This is a genomic window from Plantibacter sp. RU18, assembly GCF_050613355.1.
In the GTDB taxonomy this organism is placed as follows: Bacteria; Actinomycetota; Actinomycetes; order Actinomycetales; family Microbacteriaceae; genus Plantibacter.
Window position 1 is genome coordinate 1,143,029 of the sequence record NZ_CP159618.1, and the last position, 16,741, is coordinate 1,159,769.

Below are 16,741 nucleotides of genomic sequence, written 5' to 3' on the forward strand. Positions count from 1 at the left end.
ACTTCGATCGGTTCGATGGGTCGACGGATCACACCGTCGACGCGATGGTCGCGGCCCCCTCGGTGAGGCGGGCCGCGATCTCGTGTTCGGGGCGTGCGCTCGACACGTAGACGACCGCGAGTGCGGCGGCCGGGGCAGCCTGGGTGGGCAGTGGGACGGCGACGGCGCGGAGCCCGGTGATGACCTCGTCGTGGCTTGCTGCCCAACCGTCGCCGCGGACCGCGGCGAGCTCTGCGCGGTGGTCGTCGTCGAGGGTGCCCGGCCACTGCGCTTCGGGCAGGCGCGAGGCGATCGCCTTGCCGGGTGCGCCGATGCCGATCGGGTGCCGGGTGCCTGGTCGCTGCGCGATCGAGCCGATGGTGTGGCGAGGCTCGACGCTCACGAGCGTCACGATCTCGTCGCCGTCGAGGACCGCGAGGAAGCAGGTCATGCCGAGCTCGTTCGCGATGGCCGTGAGCTCGGGGAGTGCCGCCGCCTGCAGGTCGTGCGAGACGCCGGCGGCGAGGGCGGCTAACCGGGAGCCGAGTGCGATGCGTCCGGCGCTGTTGCGGACGACGAGGCGGTGGTCCTCCAAGGTGCGGAGCAGCCGGTAGGCCACGCTGCGGTGCAGGCCGAGGGCCGCGCTCAGTTCGTCGATCGTGAGCGGTGCGCGTGAGTCGGCGAGGATCTCGAGGATGCGGATGCCGCGCGAGAGCGTCTGTGAGTGGGCGCCCCTGGCATCGGTCATCCCTCGACAGTACCGAGTGGCTGGCTGTCGCGGGCCGATTCGCCGCGAACTGCGCGCGGCCCGGAGTGGTACTCGGAACGACGGCATCGGTGCGATCTCGTGATGGGATCGCACCGATCCGGGTGCGTCGGCGTGGGCGCGGTTACTTCACGAGTGCGAAGCCGGCCGTCCAGGAGATCTGCTCGCCGGCCGCGAGGGTCAGCTGGAGGAAGCCGAGCGCCTCGAGTTCGTGGGCGCGCTTGAGCGAACCGGCGTCGACGGCCTGCAGGCCACCGGCGGTCACGAGCTCTGAGAGGGCGCCCTTGGCCGCGGCGTCGTCTCCAGCGATGAGGACCGTGGTGGTCAGTTCGCCGACGTGCTTCGATGCGAGCGTGGCCGCGAAGGTCGTGTTGAAGGCCTTGAGTACGTGCGAGGACGGCAGCAGGGCCTGGAGCTCGGCCGCTGCAGAGCTGCCCACGGGGACGGTGAGGGAGTCGAAGGTCGAGAAGTCGAGTGGGTTCGTGATGTCGACGACGACCTTGCCTGCGAGCTGGTCGGCGTACTGCTCGACGATCGATGCAAGGGCGGGGTAAGGCACGGCGAGGACGACGACGTCGCCCGTGATCGTGCCGGTCTCACCCGAGCCGAGGTGGTCGACGGATGCGCCGCCTGCCGCGAGGAGGCCGGCGATGGCGCTGCCCATGTTGCCGGTTCCGAAGATGGTGACGTTCGTCATGACGATGCTCCTTCTCGTGGCCGCTCGGTCACGTGGTGATTGGTTGTTGATACAACTAAGGTAGCACGGGTTAGTTGTAGGAGCAAGTATTGCTAGGGTGGAGGTATGACGGAGACGCGTTGGCTGAGTGATGACCAGCAGAGGGCCTGGGTGCGGTTCGCCGCGGTCCTCGAACTGCTTCCCGCGGCGCTCGATCTGCAGCTCACACGAGATGAGCACCTGACCCACTTCGACTACTTCACGCTCGCGATGCTGTCCGAGGCCCCGGGCCGGCTCCTCCGCACCTCGGCGCTCGCCGCGCGGACCAACGCGACGCTCCCGAGGCTGTCGCGAGTGCTCACGCGGCTGGAGGGCGAGGGATTCGTCGCACGGACGCCATGCGAGGCGGACCGACGAGCGACGAACGTCACGCTCACCGATGCAGGCTGGGAGAAGGTCGTCGCGGCGGCGCCCGGGCACGTCGAGAACGTGCGCTCGCTCGTGCTGGACGCGCTGACCCCGGAACAGATCACGCAGCTCGGAGCGATCTCCGCGGCCCTGCTCACGACCCTCGACCCCCAGGGGAAGATGTTCGCCAGCGAGGCGTGAGAGCCTGGCGCTCAGCTCGCGAGGAACTCGCGGAGACCGTCGAGCAGGCGGTCGACGTCGTCGTCCGAGGTGTACGGTGCGACGCCCACGCGGAGGCCTGCATCGTCGGCGAGTGCCAGCGCGATGAACGGTTCGATCGCGTAGAAGGATCCTGCGGGCGCGAGCACATCCCGCTGGGCGAGGAAGGCGGCTGCATCCACCGAACTCCTGCCCGAAAAGGTCATGAACAGGGTCGCCGTCCGGTCCGACGCACGTGAGTGCAGCTCGACCAGGGGGCCGAGTTCCGCCAGTGCCTGCTCGATCCGCGACCGCAGGGTGATCTCCCGGTCGTGGACGGAGGCGGCGGATGCGATCAACTGTTCACGTCTCGTGGTCGCCGAGCCGGGGTCGATCGCCGCGAGGGCGTTGATGGCGGCGGTTGCGCCGGCCATGATCTCGTAGGGGAGTGTCCCGAACTCGAAGCGTTCGGGGACGACGTTCGTCGACGGGAGCAGTTTGTCAGGGCGGATCGATTCCAGCAGTTCCGGCGAGGCAGCGAGGATGCCGCAGTGCGGTCCGAGGAACTTGTAGGGGGAGCACGCGAAGAAGTCTGCGCCGAGTGCCGCGACGTCGACGGTGCGGTGCGCCGTGTAGTGCACGCCGTCGACGTAGACGAGCGCACCGACGGCGTGTGCCCGATCGGCGACTGTGCGGACCGGCGGCACGGTGCCGAGGAGGTTCGATGCGGCGGTGACGGCGACGAGCCTGGTGCGCTCGGTAACGACGTCGTCGAGGGTGCTGAGGTCGAGCTCCGCCGTCGCCGGGTCGATCTCGATCCACCGCACGGTCGCGCCGGTGCGCTCCGCGGCCTGCACCCACGGTCGCACGTTCGAGTCGTGGTCGAGGCGGGTGACCACCACCTCGTCACCGGGACCCCAGTCGCGTGAGAGGTGCTTCGAGAAGTCGTAGCTGAGCTGTGTGGCGCTGCGGCCGAACACGATGCCGCGCGGGTCGGCGCCGAGCAGGTCCGCGGCGGCCGAACGGAACGCCGCGACTGCGTCCTCCGCGCGCTGTTCGGACGCCACTGAGGTGCCGCGGTTCGACAGCGGGCCGGTGAGGGTGTCGGCGATCGCCTGCCCCACGACCGACGGCGTCTGCGTGCCGCCAGGGCCGTCGAAGTGGGCGATGCCCGAGGCGAGCGAGGGGAATCCGGCACGGAGGCGGGCGACGTCGAGGCTCATGCGACCATCCTGGCCTGCCGCTCGCCGACTCGCTAGGACGGGGCCCGCGCTCACACCGGGTCTACTTGGTGGGGGCGCGCTCTGCGCGGCGCTGGTGCTCGGGGGATCATCCGGCATTACGGCATCTGAGAACATTCCGCGGCAACCGGATACGACTTCGGTGGCGCCCGGACCGGCGGCTTTCAATGTGCTTCCCGGGACAATCATCACCGCGCCGGATGGCACGCTCGAGGCCGCGGAAAACCAGCCCATCTCGCCGTGATGCACGATCGCGCTCGACGCGGGATCCACCATCAAGAGTGGTTCACGGGTCAAGGCTCAGGTATAGCGGTCGCGCTCGTTTGCCCACCTCCCGGACGGTCCTCGCGACGTATCTCCGCGAGTGGGGGCAGTACAGCCTCCAGCACACGACGCGCGGACGTCTCGTTTACGAACCGCCCGGGTGGACGCGTCGCTGAGCTACGCCGGCTGGTCGACCACCGCAGGATTGGTGGTTGAGCCCAACTACGGGTGGATGTCGCTGCCCGCGGTCGCGCGCAGTGTGCCGAGCAGCGCCAAAGCGTCGGCGCTGGCGCTGCCGATCGCGGGTGTGCCGACGAGCAGTTGCTGCCCCGGTGCATCCCGCACTTCGAAGGTCTGGTAGGTGAGTTCGATGCGGCCGACCGAGGGATGCACGAACACCTTGTAGGCGCGGGCGAGGCCGGCGACGGTCTGGTCTTCCCACAGCGCCCGAAACACGTCCACCGGCAGCATTTCGTCGAGCAGCGCCAAGATGGCGGGATTGTTCGGGTCGTATCCGGCGTTCAGGCGCAGGGCGTGCACGGTCGCCCGGGTGACAGTGTTCCACTCCGTGAACACCGTCGGGGCCTCCGGGTGGGTGAAGAGCACGCGCACCATGTTGAGCGGCCTGTTTGCACCGGCCGCGGCGAACGGGGACAACAGGGCGGAGGCCGCCGCATTGGTGGCCAGGATGTCGAACGACGGCCCGAGCACGTATGCCGCGGCACCGGGGAACGAGTCGAGCAAGGTCAGCAGCGCCGGGTCGACGAGGTCGCGCGAGCTCCCGGCCCGCAGGTTCGGGTTCATGCCGGCGAGGCGGTAGAGGTGCCCACGAGAGTCGGAGTCGAGCCGCAGCGCCCGTCCGACGGCGTCGAGCACCTGGGAGGAGGGGCTGCGTTCGCGCCCCTGTTCGAGCCGCGCGTAATAGTCGGCGCTGACCCCGGCGAGCACCGCGACCTCTTCGCGGCGGAGGCCGGCAACCCGACGGGTGCCGCGCCCGCCCACGAGGCCGGCTTCTTCCGGGTCGAGGTTGCCGCGGCTCGCCCGGAGGAAGTCGCCTAACGCGTTGCCGGTGAGTATCTGCACGCTCCCAACCTAGTCGCGCGGTCGCGGATGCTCCCTGGGTGCGGTGCACCTAGGGAGCCGTGGCCTTCTTCCTCCAGAGCATCCGCGGAAGCCTGTGAACGACAACCCGGACAGGAAACCCAGCCATGCCCTTCGCCGACGAACTCATCGGAACCCACACCGCGAACGCCCTCATACGCGCCATCCACGTCGCCGCTCCCGAGAAAGCGCTGACCCATCTGCAGGAAGCATCGAGCGCCCTGACGCCGCTCTCGTTGCGCGAGCGCAGCGACCTGCTCAGGGATGCCCTGCTGGCGGACCTGCCTGGCAGCTATGAATCCTTCGTCCACACGATCCGGCGTGCACAGGCTGGCGTCCCCCTGTTCAGCGGCTGGCTCATCTGGCCCGTCACCTCGGCCGTCGCAGCCAAGGCCATCGCGGAGAACACGGACGAGGCGTTCGACGACGGACTCGCGCTGCTCGGCGAACTGACCTCCCGCCTCACCTCCGAGTTCGCCATCCGCGCCCTGCTCGACCACGATCTGGAACGCGCACTCGGGATCATCCAGAACTGGACGGTCTCCGATGACGTCGACCTCCGACGCCTCGCGTCCGAGGGCACCCGCGCGTTTCTGCCGTGGTCGACACGGGTGCAGGGGCTCCTCGCACACCCGAAGACGACGTTGCCGATCATCACCGCCCTCTATCGCGACCCGAGCGAATACGTTCGGCGCTCGGTCGCCAACCACCTCAACGACCTCAGCCGCCAACAGCCGGCGATCGTCGTCGAGACCGCACGGGCCTGGCTGGCCCAGCCGGACGAGAACACCGCACGGCTGGTTGCCCACGGGCTGCGGACGCTGGTCAAGCGCGGTGACCCCGACGCCCTGTCATTGCTCGGCTTCACTCCCGCGGAGTCGATCGCCGTCGACGGGCCGATCCTCGACCGGGCGAGGGTGCCGTTCGGCGGCACCGAGCGGTTCACGATCGGGGTCACGAATACCGGCAGCATGCCGGCGCGCCTGGCCGTCGACTACATCGTGCACCACAGGAAAGCCAACGGCACCCAGACCGGCAAAACCTTCAAGCTGACCACCGCGACGCTCGCGCCCGGGGAGCACCTCGAGCGCACCCGCGAGCACTCGTTCCGCGCCATCACGACCCGCCGCTACTACCCCGGGCCGCATGCCATCGAACTGCAAGTGAACGGCATCGTGATGGGCCGCGCAGAGTTCGAGCTGCTCCCTGAGGCGTAACCCCGGGCGGGGTGCGGTGCACCTAGGTTCATTCGGCCTTCTTCCCCGTTGGCACCGCACCGAGACTCGAAGTACGGAACATCCTGCACGACCGACAGAGAGTTGCCCATCATGACCGAGATCCTCGAAGTGACCACCCTCCGCCCCGCCGCCGGCCTCACGACAGCCGACTTCGTCACGGCTAACGCCGACATCGACGAGTACCTGGCCCGCCAGCCCGGCTTCGAATGGCGCCGCATCCTCGAGACCGGCGACGGCACCATCATCGACATCGTCGCGTACGACAACATCGACCACGCCCGCGCAGGCGCCGCCGGCATCAGCGGCGAAATGGCCGGCTCTCCTGTGCACGCCACCATCGACCACTCCAGTGTCGACTGGAACCTCACGACCGTGCTGCACCGCGTCGATGGCAACTGAGACCGCTACCGCTGAGCGCACCCGCGCCACACCGCTGGAACTGTTCTTCGACCTCGTGTACGTCTTCGCCTTCACCCAGGTGACGCACCTCATGGCCGACGGAGAGAGCATCCGGAGCATCCTCGGCGGACTCGCGGTACTCGGCGTCCTGTGGTGGTCGTGGGCGTCGCACGCCTGGCTCGCAAACCAACAGGTCGCCGACCGAGGGCCGGTGCGGATAGGAATCCTCGCCGCCATCGCAATCGTTTTAGTGCTCTCGATCGCGATCCCCGAGGTATACCCCGTCGCCGGGGAAAGCCTGTTCGGAGCCTTGCTGTTCTCGATCGGCTTCGTCGCGCTCTCCGTCGTCTACACAGCGGTGAACATCGTGGCAGCGCGCGGCGACCGGGCGCTGCGCCGCCAGGTGCTCCGCACCATGGGAGTCACGATCGTGCCCGTCTCCATCGCCCTGATCAGTGGCGCGCTGCTCGGCGGCACCGCGCAACTCGCCCTCTGGCTCGCGGCGGTGGCCATCGAAGGGATCACGATCTATCTCACCTCGCAGGGCGGGGCATGGCTGCTGCCCTCCGCCGCGCACTACGCCGAACGGCACGGCCTCGTCGTCATCCTCGCACTCGGCGAATCGATCATCTCCATAGGCCTCGGGGCATCGCACTCGCCGCTCACCCCGGCCATCGTGCTCGCATCGCTCACCGCCGTCTCCGTAGCCCTAGCGATGTGGTGGGTCTACTTCGGGCGCGTTTCAGAACGAGCCGAACACAACATCGACGCCATGACAGGCAACCGCAGGACCGCCACCGCCACCATCGGCACCTACCTGCACTTCGGGATTGTCGCAGGCATCCTGCTCGCCTCGCTCGGGCTCGGCGGAGCGATCGAGAACATCGGCGCCGGACACCCCCCGACGCCCTTCAACTGGATCGCTCTCGCCACGGGCCTCACCCTATTCCTCGCCACAACGACCGCCTACTCGGGTGTCGCGGGCAACCGAATCGCAACACCATCACACTCAGGAGCAGCATCATGACCACCACCATCACACGCGACGTCGGAGCCGTACTCATCACGGGAGCCAGCAGTGGCATCGGCGAAGCCACAGCACGGTACCTCGCCTCGCTCGGATACCCGGTCGTCCTCGGCGCCCGCCGCATCGACCGCCTCTCCTCCATCGTCGACGAGATCCGCGCCGCAGGCGGGAGGGCAGACGCACAGCAGCTTGACGTCACCGACTTCGCCAGCATGCAGTCCTTCGCCGAAACCGGTCGAGCACACCACGGCCGCATCGGCGTACTCGTCAACAACGCCGGCGTCATGCCCCTGTCGACGTTGAACTCACTGCGCATCGACGAGTGGAACCAGATGATCGACGTCAACTTCCGAGGCACCCTGCACGGCATCGCCGCAGTCCTTCCGCTGATGGAAGCCCAGGGATACGGCCACATCATCAACGTTGCATCCGTCTCGGGACACCGCGTCGACCCAACAGCCGCGGTATACAGCGCCACCAAGTTCGCCGTCCGCGCCCTCTCCGAGGGGCTGCGCCAGGAGAGCACCGTCGTGCGCGTCACGATCATCAGCCCCGGCCTCACCATGAGCGAACTCACCGAGCGCGGAGGCGACACCGCCAGCCAGGCCGCCGCACGCAACGCGACCGCGCAGCTCGGGTTGCCGGCATCCGCCGTCGCCGATGCCATCGGCTACGCGGTCACCCAGCCCCCGTCGGTGGACGTCAACGAGATCATCGTCCGGCCGACACTCCAAGGCTGATCACCCGCCATTCGCCCTGCCAGACGGGGAGAACCGCACCCTGCCTCATTTCCGTACACACGAAGAAACTGGATGACATGACAAACACCCCAGCAGTGCCTCCGACCAACACCGGACTCCTCACCGCCGCAACCGTGACCAGCTGGATCAACGAATACGTACGGGCGGGGGAGACCAACGATCGCGACGACATCGCCGCGCTCTTCACCGAAGACGCCGAATATCACGAAAGCCCCTTTGACACCGAATGGATCGGCCGCGAAGGAATCATCGAAGGGTGGCGCAGCCGTTGGGACTGGCAGCAGGGCGGCTGGACCTTCGAATCGACCATCACGAGCATCCACGGCCTCACCGCAGTCGTCACCGGGGTCGGAAGGTATACCGAGCTCGGCGACTTCGACAACGTATGGACCGTGACCTTCGACGAGTTCGGACGGTGCACGAGATTCGACATGGTGAATACCGAGCGATCCTGATCGCCGTATCCCGGCCCGGCAAAGGCATTCCTGCGGCGCTATTGACGCCACCAGCTCGACACTGCCGTGGCCGGGTACAGTCGCGAGCCACCGCCATGAAAGGAACAACACGATGAGCAACGACCACGAAGTCAGCCTCGAAACAGCACGCGCACGCGCAATGGAGATCAGGGTCCTCTATGAGACCCTCGAAGTGCAGATCAACGGCAAGGTATGGAGCCTGCACGAGCTAATGCTCGGCTTCAGCAACGACGTCGGCACCGTGGGCCGCCTCATCCTCGCGCACGACGGCACCTGGGACATCGACGGGGACGTCGACGCGCTACTGAGACACAAACTGTCCGAGTCGCTGTGGTGGGTGATCGTGATCGCGGAACGACTGGGGATCGACATCACCGACGCATACGCAGAGACCATGGACAAGATCGAAGCTCAGATCGCACCACATCGTTAAGGCTTCCACTGCGGACGACGAGGCGCACAGACGAATTATCGTTGGGGTTCTGCTCGAGGTGCTGGTCTGGTGTCGGTGGAGCGTTGCACGGCTCCAGCCGACGAGCGCAGCCGCCTCCGCGGCCGTGCGTCCGCGATTGCGGGCCTCGGCGACGATGGCCAGCTTCTCGGCGACGGTGTCGGGGTTCACAGGTGGGCGCCCGAACCGGGTGCCTGATTCGCGCGCTGCGGCGATGCATCAGCGAGTGAACGTTTCGCTCGTGGAGCGGGTCTGGTGTCGGTAAGGCGTGTGCCCGGCAGAAGGGGCGCCCGATCTCACGATCGGACGCCCCTTTACCCTGTCAATCAGTTGAGCCTCGGTGTCTCGATGGGGGCGACATCTCCGGAGAACTCGATGTCGGCGTCGATGTTCGAGCATTGCAGTGCGATGTAGTCGCGTTCGTTCTGCAACGAGCGTTCGTAAGGTCCCCGCTCGGCGGAGGACCGCGCATTCCACGCGGAGCGGAAGGTGCTCTCCGAGATGCCCAGCATGCCGGTCACGTCGTCCGGGGCGTCAGAGGTGGTGCGAAGTTCGTCCCAGCGATCGCGGAGGTCCTGCCCTGCCTGGTGCAGTTCCTGTGGTGTGGCAGTGCCGCTGTCTCGCACGCCGGTGAAGTCGTCCCATGACTGCTGGTAGTCGGTACAGAACGACGATTGCAGCTGTTTCGTGCAGGCCGTCGTGAGGAGCAATGGACTCATGACCAGGATGAGAAGGCTCGCTCGCGCCGCGAGTGAGCTGCTGCGCGAGCGGGCTCCCATCATGGCCAGACCGTCACGATGCCCTGTGTGATGAACACCGCGCAGGCGGCGTGCTTTCGAGTCTCGTTGGTGATCTGGAAGATGTTCTTGCAGCTGTAGTAGTCGGTCACCCAGGTGACGCATCGCGAGCCGTGCATGTAATTACACGGCTTCCTGAGCCCTGGCGTCGGGTCGGCTTCGCCGCCTTGGGCGGTTACCTGACCGGCGATGAACTCGGCCTGCCCTGCCAGCGCGCCCATGCTGGCAGGTGTCCCCGCTTCAGGGGAGGCGTTCTCGGCCGGAGATGCAATCGCTGGTGATGCACAGAGCACCACCGAGAGAGCTATCGCGGCGCAGGCGCTGGTCGCAAGGGATGTGAATCTCATGTTTCTCCATTCGTACACTTCTTCGTGCTGGTACATCAAGTACTGATATACACAAACGAATCTACCGATGGCCAGCCGCATTGTCTAGGGCGTCGGGTCGGCGAGTATTGAGTTGTAGCAGGACGTGCCGGAGCGGTTCGGGAACGGGAACACGATCTACAAGAACCTCAAGCGATGGGCTGAGCAGGGCCTGTGGCGCGGCTGCTGGAGCAGGTGCAATCCCTCGCGCAGCAGGCCGGGCGGGGGACTTGGACTAGGTCGCGTCGATCGACTCGACGATCGTGCGTCTGCACCAGCGCGGCGCCACTCTTCCGCGTACCGCGGGCGCGACTGATCACTCGGGCCGCTGCGGTTCGTCGACGCCCGTGTTTGAGCTGTTTGACGGCCCGATAGCATCATGTGCATGGGGAAAACGCGCGTGGACACTGGGAGTGAGTTTGTTCATGGGCGTCGGGTTGCCAGCTCGATGGTGGCCCGCAGTGGAGGGCGAGATCTTGTGCAGTTGAGATTCCGCCGTGCCCTCCCGGAGGATGCGGCTGCAGTGCTGGGTCTCTTCGATGAGGCGATTGCCTGGTTCGCGCGGATCGGCAACATACAGCAGTGGGGCGCCGAGCCCGCATCCGGGCAGGAACGCTGGATCACGCGTGTCGAGCAGTGGTGTGCCTCATCCGACGCCTGGGTCGCTGAGCATCCCGCGGTCGGCGTTTGCGGTGCGCTCGTGCTGGGCGAAGCGCTCGACTACGTGCCGGCCGCCGTCGAGCCGGAGGTCTACGTACGCGCATTGATCGGCTCGCGCGATCCACGGGTGAAGGGAACCGGTCGCCGCTTGTTGGCATTCGCCGAGGAGCGCGCGCAGGGCGCCGGGGTCGGCCGCATCAGGGTCGACTGCTACGCGGGCGGCTCGGGGGACCTCGTACGTTTCTACGAGGCCTGTGGCTATGAGCGTGACGCGACGTTCACGGTCGGCGACGGGACCGACGCGTGGCCGGGCCAGGTGCTGTCACGGCGAGTCGATGTGTAGAGAGACCTGGCGCGGGATGAGGTCGTGAGGGTCTCGACGGGTTCTGGGACTCTAGCGTCTGAGGGCCGTTGTCGGGCCACCTCCCGGGGGAGCGTCGTGGGTTGACGGCTTCGCCGTTTCGTGTGGCGCAACGGCGCATCATCGCACTGTCGTGTTCTCTTGACGCTCGGGCGTGAGCGAGGGGTGACGCGCCCGGCGACGCTTGGTGAGTGACGTCCGTGTTCATGATCATCGCCCTGCCCGCTGGGCGTCTGGGGGTCGTCGGCGTCTCCATCGCCGGCCCGAGAGTGCGGTTCTGACCGTCGATCACCTCGCCTGACCGGCGAGGACGTCGGCTTTGTCGTCGTGCGCCGTGACCGGTGCGATGACGCGAAGTCGCGCATCTTCCGTGCGTTGCGGAACGCCCTGCGTCCGCGCACTCTCCCGCCGTCGACGAGACGGCCCTGCCGAAACCGGTGAACCCATGATCCCCCTGAACGAATCCCAGATCCGCGCCTCCTTCGTGAACGCCTCCCGCAAGGAGGTGAGCGACCTGAACCTGCCGGTCGACTTCGACGCGATCGACTGGTCCGCGCGCGACTTCCTCGGCTGGCGCGATAGGAAGATGCCCCGCCGTGCCTACGTCGTCGCGGTCGTCGACGGTGAGCCCGTCGGCATCCTGCTGCGCCAGGCCGACGCGTCGCCGCGCACGAGGCCGCAGTGCGCGTGGTGCCAGGATGTCACCCTCAGCAACGACGTCGTGTTCTACAGTGCCAAGCGGGCGGGGCAGGCCGGGAAGAACGGCGACACCGTCGGCACACTCGTGTGCGCGGAGTTCGGCTGCTCGGCCAACGTCCGCAAGCTCCCACCGCTGGCGTATGTCGGCTTCGACGCCGAAGCGGCGGGTCAGGAGCGGATCGCGACGCTCCGAGAGCGTGCGGCTGCCTTCTCGTCGTCGGTCCTCAACGGCGTCGGCTGACCTCGAGGCGCCATCTCGCCTTCCCACGGTGTCGCCCGGAACCTGCCGTCGATCTCGGCGCAGTTCCGGGCGACTCTGCGAGGGTGATCAGGGTTGCAGGCCGCGCCAGAAGACGTCGACGGCCTTCGTGACGAGGTCGTCGGCGGGGACGCCGTCGAGGAGCCCACCCGACGCGAGTGTCGCAATGCCGTGGAACGTCGCGAAGGCGACGAGCGCGATGTGCTGGGGATCGCCCGGGACGATCGCGTCGATCGTCTGCGCCGCGACGACGACCCGAAGGGTGATCTCCATGGACGCGTGGCCCGCGGCGAGCAGTTCCTCCCTGGCATCCGGCGCGTGTTTCAACCCGAACATGAGCGTCAGCAGCGTCGGCTGTGCGACGGCGAACCCCACGTAGGCGCGGGCGAGGGCATCGAACTCGGCTCGAACCGCGGCGGGCGATGTCGCCTCGATGTCGACCGCGTCCTCGAGGGTGCGGGACATCCGTCGGAAGCCATCCTCGGCGAGGGCGTCGAGCAGCGCCTGCTTGTCGCGGAAGTGGCGGCTCGGGGCGGCGTGGCTGACGCCAGCGTCCCGAGCGAGTTGACGCAGTGAGAGTGCGTCGACGCCGTCGGTCTCGATGCTCGCGGCGGCCGCTTCGAGGAGCGTTCGTCGGAGATCGCCGTGATGGTATGGCTGCTCGGACACGGGACGATCCTACCCCGATGTTGGCATTGACAACAATGACTCGACCGGCAATGATGACACTGACAACATTTGCTCTCGATCATCTGAAGGACGCCCCATGACGCTCGACCTCCGCGGCGGTACCGCACTCATCACTGGCGCGAGCTCCGGCCTCGGCGTCGAATTCGCGAAGCGTTTCGCGAGTCGAGGCCCGAACCTGGTGCTCGTCGCCCGACGCGCCGACCGCCTCGAAGCCCTCGCCGCCGAACTGCGGGTGTCAGCCGGCGTCGAGGTCACCGTGGTCCCGGCCGACCTCGGCATCTCGGGCGCGGCCGCATCGCTCCACGACGAGCTCGAGCGCCGCGGGATCCGCATCACCTCACTCGTGAACAACGCCGGTTTCGGCAGTCACGGTGCGTTCGACGCCGCCGACCCCGCTCGCATGACGGGCGAGATCCAGCTCAACGTCGGCACGCTGGTCGAGCTGAGCCGGGCATTCATGCCGCAGCTGCTCGACGGGTCCGGTGCGCTGGTCACAGTCGCGAGCACGGCCGCCTATCAGCCGACGCCGGGCATGGCGGTCTACGGCGCGACGAAGGCGTTCGTCCTGAGCTTCACGGAGGCGCTCTGGGCCGAAGCCCGAGGGACCGCCCTCCGGGTGCTCGCCGTGAGCCCTGGCGCGACGAAGACGGAGTTCTTCGACGTCGTCGGGACCGAGGATGCCGCGGTCGGTCGCAAGCAGACGAGTACCCAGGTGATCGACACGGCCTTCCGTGCACTCGATCGTGCCGATGGCGGCCCGAGTGTCGTCTCCGGCCGGATCAACCACGTCACAGCGCTCGGCACGCGGCTGCTGTCGCGGCGGGCCCTGGCTCGCACGAGCGCTCGCGTCCTCGGCGAGGTCCGACTTCGCGCCTGACGTCAGTGCAGCGACGAGGCGCGCACCTGCAGCTCCGGGAGCACCTGCATACGCTGGGTCGGGCGGCGGCGTCCCTCGGACAGTCGGGCGACCATCGTCTCCACGGCCATGCGTCCGATGTGCTGCTTCGGCGGACGCAGTGCGGTGATGGGCGGCTCGCCGTTCTCGGCGACCTCATCGTCGTACGCGACGATCGCGAGGTCCTCGGGAATCCTGATGCCGCGGTCGAGGCAGTGGTGCTCGAGGAGGATGGCCTGCGGGTCCGCGTGCACGAACAGCGCCGTCGTGCCGGTGGCGAGGCATTCATCGACGAGAGCGCTGAGCCGGGCGTCGCGGGCGCCGTTCTCGATGTCGTCGAGTTCCGCATTGACCGTCAGCCCGGCGTCGAGGCCGAGGTCGGCACACGCCCGCGCCCAACCGCGCCGCAGGTGGTCGGAGGTCGGGGAGTGCCGGGCTGCGGCGATTCCGATACGGCGGTGCCCCTGGTCGTACAGATGACGGACGGCGAGGACCGCGCCGAACTCGTGGTCCGTCGTGACCCATTCGACCGATCGCAGGGCCAGAGCCGACGGTGCCCGCCGCTCGGCCAGCACGACGGGGATCGGCAGGGAATCGAGCCAGGCGAGCAGGGCGTATCCGTCCTGTCCGGCAGTCTCCGGCGCTGCGATCAGCCCGTGGATCCCACCGGATTCGACGAGCGCGGCCATCTGCCGCCGTTGGTCGGCCGGGTCGTAGGAGGAGCCGCGGAGGATGAGCTGCGAACGGCTGAGGGCGGCCGTCGCACGTGCCCCGTTGACGATCTGTGGCCAGTAGTAGCTCAGCGACGGCACGACCATTCCGATGCGATACCGCGCCGGGCCGGACGGGTCCACCGAACGCGCAACCGTCTGGTCGAGTGAGCTGCGCACGGTTGCGCCGCCGTGCACCCGTGTGACGAGGCCCAGATCGGCGAGCGCCGTGATGTCCCGTCTGATCGTGAGTTCGGTGACGCCGAGCAGGATGGCGAGTTCGCGGACCACGACCGATCCGGTCCGGCGGACCTCGTCCATGATGCGCTCGCGGCGTTCGATCCCGAACACCTGCGACGGCCGGCCGGAGTCGCTCATCGCGCAGCCTCTGCGGTGACCGACAGGCTGGCGGCATCGAACCGCGGTGTGAGTCTGACCCGCGTGATCGCGTCACCCCACGATCGCTGCAACATCGGATCCGAGAGGGGCACACGTTCGACCTCGACGCGTTCGGCATCGTGCCCGAGGTGCAGGTCACGCGTTCCGGCGGGCGGTCGATGCACGCTCAGCGAGGTTCCGTCGTGCACCGTGACCTCGCCCCAGAGCATGAGCGTGACGACCGTGCCTGCCGTCTCGTCGAGCGTCCATTCGTCCTCGACGGTCACCCGCGACAGCGATCGGTCGAGTGTCACCGTCCGACGCCAGCGCTCGTGCTCGGCCAATCCATAGGCGTCAGCGAGCTCGAGCGACCAGGTCGCGACGTCACCGCGGTCGCCCCCCTGTCGCTCCCGCGTCGTGAACCCTCTCCCGTGTCGCTGCAGCAGCCCTCGCGGCGCGGGAGCGCTGTGCCAGTCGCTGCGCATGCACCAGATGTCATAACGACCGGGTCCGAAGGTCTTCGCGTCGTAACTCGGCCGACCCGGGTCGATGATCGCGGGGACGCCGTCGAGCGCGACGATGATGCTGCCGAGGTCGTTGTGGTTGTGGTTCTCGTCGTTGTGCCCGCCTTTGCAGCTGACCGCGAGCCCGTCAGGCCGGCCGTCGTGTTCACGGGCGATGGACAGGCCGACGGACGGCAGATCCACCGACACCGGGAGCGGGAGTGCCGCATCGGTCGCGGACGCGAGAGCCCACTCGTCGTCGAGGCAGACGCGCACGAGCCGGCCGAGACCCGCCCGTTCTCCGGCGATCGGCAGGTCCGGATCACGATGTGCCGCCGCGTAGCCGACGACGTCCGACAGTCCCAGTCGTCGCCCCCACCGGTGGAGGAGGTCCCACGGCAGGTCTCTGGTGGCGCGCGCCTGCGCGTCCGCCACGTTCACGTACCAGTCAGCGGACAGCTGCATCCGTTGCGGGAACCGCACGAGTTCGTGTAGCGATCCGAGCCCGCCGAGGTCCAGTGCTCCGTCGGTGAGTCGGTCGAGCGTCTCGATCGCTTCGAGGGCTCGCGCCGCGCCGTTCCACCAGTACTCCCAGCCTTCGTCGATGGCCCCGTCGGCGGGAAGGCCGGCGATGTAGCGGTCGATGCCGTCGACCGCGCGGTCGATCACCAGGTCTCGCCGAGCAGGTTCGCAGAGCACTGCGGCCGCTGCGATCGTGTTGCCGAGGATCCAGGGGTTCCAGTTGTGCAGCCCACCGCCCTCTCCGTCGAGGCCCAGCCAGTGCCAGTCGTCGCGGTCGAGGAACGGTGCGAACACCCGCTGCTCCGCTTCGGCTCGCAGTCGATCGGTGAGGCCCGGATACCGCTCGTCGAGTGCGCCGCCGAGCACTGCGACAGTCCACGCGACAGCCGCGACGGCCTCCCCGGCACCGAGGTCGAGGTAGGGGGCGTCGAGCGCTGGTGTGACGGTGCCGGATCTGCGGAACGCGTCGTCGTGCGCAGCCCACGACCAGGTCGTCTGCTCGGCGAGGAGCCAGAGACCGTCGGCCACCTCCGCGAGCGGGTCGAGCGGGGCGGCCACGGCGGTACCGGCGGCTGCCGCTGCAGCGAGGATCACCGAGCGCGACATTCTGGCGAGTCGGTCGCCCACCGCGGTCTCGTAGGAGATCCGTTCGCCGTGCAGTGGGTAGGCGCTGTACTGGGAGAACAGCGGCTGCGGCCAGGGCGTCGCTGCACGATCCTCGGTCGCTGCCTCGGCTCGTGCTCGGTCCTCGAACGCGTCGAGCAGCGCCCGGTCGATCGACAACCAGCGGCCGTCCGGCACGATGGAGTGCAGTGGCCCACCCGCCCGTCGACGCCAGGCGCCGCTGAGTGATGCGGGCGTGGTCTGCAGGGGCAGTTGCACGAGTCCTCCATGATCATCTTCGATCGAGCATGTTC

Annotated in this window: 19 protein-coding genes; 10 read left to right on the forward strand and 9 right to left on the reverse strand. The window is 67.9% G+C overall.

What is annotated here, in order from left to right; genetic code table 11:
- Positions 1 to 28: 28 nt before the first annotated feature.
- Together ABMA10_RS05595 and ABMA10_RS05600 are read right to left on the reverse strand one after the other, a co-directional pair.
- Positions 29 to 727 (reverse strand): IclR family transcriptional regulator, encoded by a 699-nt coding sequence (locus ABMA10_RS05595; protein ID WP_347867462.1) that lies wholly within the window; start codon positions 725 to 727, stop codon positions 29 to 31.
- A gap of 142 nt (positions 728 to 869) precedes the next feature.
- The gene (locus ABMA10_RS05600; protein ID WP_347867463.1) at positions 870 to 1,442 is read right to left on the reverse strand and encodes an NADPH-dependent F420 reductase; all 573 of its coding nucleotides are present in this window, start codon (positions 1,440 to 1,442) and stop codon (positions 870 to 872) included.
- A 105-nt stretch (positions 1,443 to 1,547) separates the two neighbouring features.
- Here ABMA10_RS05600 and ABMA10_RS05605 point away from each other — a divergent pair, with 105 nt between their 5' ends.
- The gene (locus ABMA10_RS05605) at positions 1,548 to 2,030 is read left to right on the forward strand and encodes a MarR family winged helix-turn-helix transcriptional regulator (protein ID WP_347867464.1); all 483 of its coding nucleotides are present in this window, start codon (positions 1,548 to 1,550) and stop codon (positions 2,028 to 2,030) included.
- A gap of 11 nt (positions 2,031 to 2,041) precedes the next feature.
- On the opposite strand, the gene ABMA10_RS05610 is transcribed toward ABMA10_RS05605, so the two are convergent.
- Both ABMA10_RS05610 and ABMA10_RS05615 read right to left on the reverse strand, forming a co-directional pair.
- A complete protein-coding gene (locus ABMA10_RS05610) occupies positions 2,042 to 3,250 on the reverse strand; it encodes a cysteine desulfurase-like protein (protein ID WP_431031283.1) in 1,209 nt (402 codons plus the stop codon).
- A 504-nt stretch (positions 3,251 to 3,754) separates the two neighbouring features.
- The gene (locus tag ABMA10_RS05615) at positions 3,755 to 4,615 is read right to left on the reverse strand and encodes a helix-turn-helix transcriptional regulator (RefSeq protein WP_347867466.1); all 861 of its coding nucleotides are present in this window, start codon (positions 4,613 to 4,615) and stop codon (positions 3,755 to 3,757) included.
- Positions 4,616 to 4,740: 125 nt separating this feature from the next.
- On the opposite strand from ABMA10_RS05615, the gene ABMA10_RS05620 reads away from it, so the two are divergent.
- The 6 genes from ABMA10_RS05620 to ABMA10_RS05645 all read left to right on the forward strand — a co-directional run bounded on the left by ABMA10_RS05620 (position 4,741) and on the right by ABMA10_RS05645 (position 8,967).
- A complete protein-coding gene (locus ABMA10_RS05620; RefSeq protein WP_347867467.1) occupies positions 4,741 to 5,850 on the forward strand; it encodes a DNA alkylation repair protein in 1,110 nt (369 codons plus the stop codon).
- Positions 5,851 to 5,961: 111 nt separating this feature from the next.
- Positions 5,962 to 6,270 (forward strand): hypothetical protein, encoded by a 309-nt coding sequence (locus ABMA10_RS05625; protein ID WP_347867468.1) that lies wholly within the window; start codon positions 5,962 to 5,964, stop codon positions 6,268 to 6,270.
- Positions 6,260 to 7,297 (forward strand): low temperature requirement protein A, encoded by a 1,038-nt coding sequence (locus ABMA10_RS05630; RefSeq protein ID WP_431031284.1) that lies wholly within the window; start codon positions 6,260 to 6,262, stop codon positions 7,295 to 7,297. The genes ABMA10_RS05625 and ABMA10_RS05630 overlap by 11 nt, the downstream gene beginning before the upstream one ends.
- A complete protein-coding gene (locus ABMA10_RS05635) occupies positions 7,294 to 8,037 on the forward strand; it encodes an SDR family oxidoreductase (RefSeq protein WP_347867470.1) in 744 nt (247 codons plus the stop codon). Before ABMA10_RS05630 ends, ABMA10_RS05635 begins: the two co-directional genes overlap by 4 nt.
- A 134-nt stretch (positions 8,038 to 8,171) precedes the next feature.
- Positions 8,172 to 8,513 carry a nuclear transport factor 2 family protein gene (locus tag ABMA10_RS05640; protein ID WP_347867471.1) on the forward strand — a complete coding sequence of 114 codons (342 nt, stop codon included), beginning with the start codon at positions 8,172 to 8,174 and terminating at the stop codon, positions 8,511 to 8,513.
- A gap of 112 nt (positions 8,514 to 8,625) precedes the next feature.
- Positions 8,626 to 8,967, forward strand: a complete 342-nt coding sequence (locus tag ABMA10_RS05645; RefSeq protein WP_347867472.1) for a hypothetical protein — start codon at positions 8,626 to 8,628, stop codon at positions 8,965 to 8,967.
- A 344-nt stretch (positions 8,968 to 9,311) separates the two neighbouring features.
- Here the strand turns inward: ABMA10_RS05645 and ABMA10_RS05650 are convergent, their stop codons facing one another.
- Positions 9,312 to 9,704, reverse strand: a complete 393-nt coding sequence (locus ABMA10_RS05650) for a hypothetical protein (RefSeq protein WP_347867473.1) — start codon at positions 9,702 to 9,704, stop codon at positions 9,312 to 9,314.
- 59 nt (positions 9,705 to 9,763) lie between these two features.
- Positions 9,764 to 10,165, reverse strand: coding sequence for a hypothetical protein (locus ABMA10_RS05655; protein WP_347867474.1), 402 nt, complete (start codon positions 10,163 to 10,165; stop codon positions 9,764 to 9,766).
- A 505-nt stretch (positions 10,166 to 10,670) separates the two neighbouring features.
- Between ABMA10_RS05655 and ABMA10_RS05660 the strand changes: the two genes are divergently transcribed.
- Together ABMA10_RS05660 and ABMA10_RS05665 are read left to right on the forward strand one after the other, a co-directional pair.
- A complete protein-coding gene (locus ABMA10_RS05660; RefSeq protein ID WP_347867475.1) occupies positions 10,671 to 11,150 on the forward strand; it encodes a GNAT family N-acetyltransferase in 480 nt (159 codons plus the stop codon).
- Between the two features lie 463 nt (positions 11,151 to 11,613).
- Positions 11,614 to 12,108 carry an FBP domain-containing protein gene (locus tag ABMA10_RS05665; protein WP_347867476.1) on the forward strand — a complete coding sequence of 165 codons (495 nt, stop codon included), beginning with the start codon at positions 11,614 to 11,616 and terminating at the stop codon, positions 12,106 to 12,108.
- Positions 12,109 to 12,195: 87 nt separating this feature from the next.
- Here ABMA10_RS05665 and ABMA10_RS05670 read toward each other — a convergent pair whose 3' ends face one another.
- Positions 12,196 to 12,795 (reverse strand): TetR/AcrR family transcriptional regulator, encoded by a 600-nt coding sequence (locus ABMA10_RS05670; protein ID WP_347867477.1) that lies wholly within the window; start codon positions 12,793 to 12,795, stop codon positions 12,196 to 12,198.
- A gap of 97 nt (positions 12,796 to 12,892) precedes the next feature.
- Here ABMA10_RS05670 and ABMA10_RS05675 point away from each other — a divergent pair, with 97 nt between their 5' ends.
- Positions 12,893 to 13,693, forward strand: a complete 801-nt coding sequence (locus ABMA10_RS05675; protein WP_431031285.1) for an SDR family NAD(P)-dependent oxidoreductase — start codon at positions 12,893 to 12,895, stop codon at positions 13,691 to 13,693.
- Positions 13,694 to 13,695: 2 nt separating this feature from the next.
- Here the strand turns inward: ABMA10_RS05675 and ABMA10_RS05680 are convergent, their stop codons facing one another.
- On the reverse strand, positions 13,696 to 14,799 hold the full coding sequence (locus ABMA10_RS05680) for a substrate-binding domain-containing protein (protein WP_347867479.1): 1,104 nt from the start codon (positions 14,797 to 14,799) through the stop codon (positions 13,696 to 13,698).
- Complete coding sequence (locus tag ABMA10_RS05685) at positions 14,796 to 16,706, reverse strand: heparinase II/III family protein (RefSeq protein ID WP_347867480.1); 1,911 nt, start codon at positions 16,704 to 16,706, stop codon at positions 14,796 to 14,798. Before ABMA10_RS05685 ends, ABMA10_RS05680 begins: the two co-directional genes overlap by 4 nt.
- Positions 16,707 to 16,741 lie beyond the last annotated feature (35 nt).

Coding starts and splice junctions, on each gene's coding strand:
- ABMA10_RS05600 (WP_347867463.1), bottom strand. CDS start 1,442: ATGACGAACGTCACCATCTTCGGAACCGGCAACATGGGCAGCGCCATC.
- ABMA10_RS05680 (WP_347867479.1), bottom strand. CDS start 14,799: ATGAGCGACTCCGGCCGGCCGTCGCAGGTGTTCGGGATCGAACGCCGC.
- ABMA10_RS05605 (WP_347867464.1), top strand. CDS start 1,548: ATGACGGAGACGCGTTGGCTGAGTGATGACCAGCAGAGGGCCTGGGTG.
- ABMA10_RS05610 (WP_431031283.1), bottom strand. CDS start 3,250: ATGAGCCTCGACGTCGCCCGCCTCCGTGCCGGATTCCCCTCGCTCGCC.
- ABMA10_RS05620 (WP_347867467.1), top strand. CDS start 4,741: ATGCCCTTCGCCGACGAACTCATCGGAACCCACACCGCGAACGCCCTC.
- ABMA10_RS05675 (WP_431031285.1), top strand. CDS start 12,893: ATGACGCTCGACCTCCGCGGCGGTACCGCACTCATCACTGGCGCGAGC.
- ABMA10_RS05630 (WP_431031284.1), top strand. CDS start 6,260: ATGGCAACTGAGACCGCTACCGCTGAGCGCACCCGCGCCACACCGCTG.
- ABMA10_RS05650 (WP_347867473.1), bottom strand. CDS start 9,704: ATGAGTCCATTGCTCCTCACGACGGCCTGCACGAAACAGCTGCAATCG.
- ABMA10_RS05655 (WP_347867474.1), bottom strand. CDS start 10,165: ATGTACCAGCACGAAGAAGTGTACGAATGGAGAAACATGAGATTCACA.
- ABMA10_RS05665 (WP_347867476.1), top strand. CDS start 11,614: ATGATCCCCCTGAACGAATCCCAGATCCGCGCCTCCTTCGTGAACGCC.
- ABMA10_RS05635 (WP_347867470.1), top strand. CDS start 7,294: ATGACCACCACCATCACACGCGACGTCGGAGCCGTACTCATCACGGGA.
- ABMA10_RS05645 (WP_347867472.1), top strand. CDS start 8,626: ATGAGCAACGACCACGAAGTCAGCCTCGAAACAGCACGCGCACGCGCA.
- ABMA10_RS05625 (WP_347867468.1), top strand. CDS start 5,962: ATGACCGAGATCCTCGAAGTGACCACCCTCCGCCCCGCCGCCGGCCTC.
- ABMA10_RS05595 (WP_347867462.1), bottom strand. CDS start 727: ATGACCGATGCCAGGGGCGCCCACTCACAGACGCTCTCGCGCGGCATC.